This window comes from Microbacterium sp. ARD31 (assembly GCF_031844425.1).
Map to the genome: position 1 here is coordinate 1 of NZ_JAUZVE010000123.1, position 2,729 is coordinate 2,729.

Annotated in this window: 4 protein-coding genes; all 4 read right to left on the reverse strand. The window is 62.1% G+C overall.

Annotated features, from left to right (window positions below; translation table 11 throughout):
- Positions 1–222: 222 nt before the first annotated feature.
- Positions 223–675, reverse strand: coding sequence for a hypothetical protein (locus tag Q9S36_RS51505; protein WP_311292438.1), 453 nt, complete (start codon positions 673–675; stop codon positions 223–225).
- A 341-nt stretch (positions 676–1,016) separates the two neighbouring features.
- Entirely contained in the window at positions 1,017–1,247 is a 231-nt protein-coding gene (locus Q9S36_RS51510) for a hypothetical protein (protein ID WP_311292439.1), read from the reverse strand.
- 81 nt (positions 1,248–1,328) lie between these two features.
- Positions 1,329–2,150 carry a hypothetical protein gene (locus tag Q9S36_RS51515; RefSeq protein WP_311292440.1) on the reverse strand — a complete coding sequence of 274 codons (822 nt, stop codon included), beginning with the start codon at positions 2,148–2,150 and terminating at the stop codon, positions 1,329–1,331.
- A partial coding sequence (locus tag Q9S36_RS51520; protein WP_311292441.1) for a hypothetical protein occupies positions 2,147–2,729 on the reverse strand: 583 nt, incomplete at its 5' end. The genes Q9S36_RS51520 and Q9S36_RS51515, both read right to left, overlap by 4 nt.

Consider the following 2,729-nt stretch of genomic DNA (forward strand, 5'->3'; position numbering starts at 1 on the left):
GGATGCGTCACCGCCCCCAGATGAAGGTGGAGCTGTCTGGCTCTGATTGACAAGGACGTAGATCAACGCGGCGACCACCATCACCACCACAACGGCAATGGTGACGAGTGTCGCCTTCACAGGGGTTTTCATCGGGTACTCCAAACCAAGACACGGCACAGGACAGAACCCGGGCACGCAGCCCGGGACGAAGCGCCACCCGGAAGGGCGGCGTGCCAGATGTCAGGTTCGGGAAAGACCCAACTGCGTCAGCGAAAAGACAATTGGGTGAGCACGGGCGGCCGGCGCCGGAAGCAGCGAAGGCATTCGTGGTCCGTCACCGAGAACCGGAGGCATCCGCCGACGCCACAATCCCCGCAGCACCACCATCAACGTCAGCCCGCACAACACGCCCAACATGCACAGCGCAGCGCCCACCAACACGTTCGGCCCAGAAGCGACGCCACCGGCGACCGCCTCATGCTCAGCCGGTGCATCAGCCACGGGTCCGACATGCGGGTCCATCAACCCAGAAATCACCAGAGGAACAGGAGTCGAACCGTCCGCCTCCGTGTGACCCGTCGCGGCCAGACCCAGCATCAGCAACAACGCCAAACCGACGCTGGTAATGAGCCTCATTATCAACAACTGCTCATTCAGCGTCACGGAGCGCGGAGTCCGGGCCGAAGAGACCATCGCCAACAGCTTACCGTGTGCAAATTAGAGAGCCTGACCCGTTTCCCGAACGACAACCCTAGGCCTTGAAGAGAGTGCGTCGTCGAGTTCTTCGACAACGCCGAAGGTTAATAGCGGTCACTCGTTCCGGGCGATGCATGCTCGTCCAGCCGCGAGAACGTCGCGATCGCCCGACACCGCAGCGCTGCGACAACTCGCCACTGCGCCCGCTCGCGAGCCCGCTCACGCCTGACCGACCCCTCGCCCGCGGCGTGATCGTGCCGCCTGACTTGGAGCCGGGACCATCCTCAGCAAGCATTCGTCGCTGAGCACTTGGGACGAGCCGCAGGGTCGCTGCTGACTTACTGAGTTGCGAGCAGGATGGCGGTGTAATCCTCCTCCGTGAGTAGATCCAGCGACATGTATGCGAACTCGACCGCGTCGAAGCTGTTCGGCACCATCTGCCAGTCATCTTCGAGTCCGGTCGTCTTGTACTGCGGTTCGTATCTCCATGTCTTGAGAATCCGAACCAGCTCGTCGTGATCGATCTCCCCGCGCTGCGCCCGTCTCACGATGTCCATCGCAGTCTCCATAACCGTCCCCTTTCATTGCACAAACGCGCACGGAGCGCGGACACTCCCCATGGCAACAGTCGCCGCGTGGGCCATCGTTGCTCAAGTCATTCCGCCCTCTAGCTCGATCTTGAGAGCGTCTATGACGTCGGATTCACGTCCGAGCACAAGAAGATCGATCGGTCGTGCGCCATCGAGGTTCGCGTTGTGCCCGCGAAGCCATGCCTGCGCAGCACTCGGGACGTACAGCCGATCGAGAAGGCCAGCTATCTCGACAGACACGGGCGCATCACGCCGCATATCGGAAAGGCTCCCGAGCCAACGATCAATCACATCAAAGGGCACAGGTCGAAAGTCGAAGGCGTCCACGCCGACGTGGAACTCGTGCGAACCGTGGGGTCCGAACCCCCTGTCGTGCGTGTGACCGTGGACCAGCGGTACACCACTGTCATTTGGACGGCGGGAACTGTGTCGCTCCGTTCCGGTCGAGTCGCCCACGAATGGATAATGCGATGCGAGCAGACGACGGCCGTGCCGGTGCCCGTCAAGAACCTCAGACAAAACCGTCCACCCTGCATCCTCGTAGATCGGCCGGAACCTCTCGATTGCTCGGTTCGACTGAGTCGCCGGCGAGACGCGGTCGTGATTGCCGGGGACGAGCAGGCGCCTGCCGTTGAGGCGCGATGTCAGCCCAACGCTCTGCTCGATCGGACCGAGAGCGAGGTCGCCGAGATGCAGCACGGTGTCGTCGGGACCCACGAGATCGTTCCAGCGCTCGACCATGACGGCGTTCATCTCATCAACTGAATCGAAGGGCCGGTCAGCCAGCTCGCTTATGCGAGCGTGCCCGAAGTGATGATCACTCGTCACGAAGTCGATGGCATCGAAGTCGAAACCCATCGCCTCAGGTCGTTCGTCAGTCATCCCCGCTGTCCCTTCCGCTCACCGCGAGTCTCCCCGCTGAGCAGGTACCTGATCCGCGCCCGTTCCTCCTCGATGTCCACAGACCGGCACGCGATTCGCTCGATGAAGTCGACGAGGCCCCACCTTGTCAGGTGCCCGTAGCGTGACGAGTAGATCCCGAGGCGTGTGATCCCATACTCGTCGTCGAGGTCGAACAGGGCGTAGCCGAGCATCTGGTAGACGTCCACGTTACGTAGATCATCGTGACACCGCTTTGTTCGCGCATTCCGCTCCCCGATTCGCGTCTTCAGATCGAGCAAGCAGCCGGACGCGATCAAGTCGGCATCGGCTTTGCAGAAGGCTGAGCCGGCGAATGTCGGCCCGAGATCGAACGGGCCGTTCAGGGCGGGCAGCAATCTCGATTCCGCCAGCGCCATCAAATCCCCCAGTTCTCGAGAGGCATCGTTGGGCACGACGGCGAGCAAGCCGTCGACGTCCATCTCGCCGTCCGTGAGGAACGCCTGAAGAGGCGAGCCTGCTGTGAGGCCGACTCGATAGACCTCAGTGAAGAGAGCAATGGCCCAGCAGCTCGCGTGCAAG

What these genes read in the sequence shown, in the direction of transcription:
- Q9S36_RS51505 (WP_311292438.1), bottom strand. Translation starts at nt 675, where the DNA reads ATGGTCTCTTCGGCCCGGACTCCGCGCTCCGTGACGCTGAATGAGCAG.
- Q9S36_RS51510 (WP_311292439.1), bottom strand. Translation starts at nt 1,247, where the DNA reads ATGGAGACTGCGATGGACATCGTGAGACGGGCGCAGCGCGGGGAGATC.
- Q9S36_RS51515 (WP_311292440.1), bottom strand. Translation starts at nt 2,150, where the DNA reads ATGACTGACGAACGACCTGAGGCGATGGGTTTCGACTTCGATGCCATC.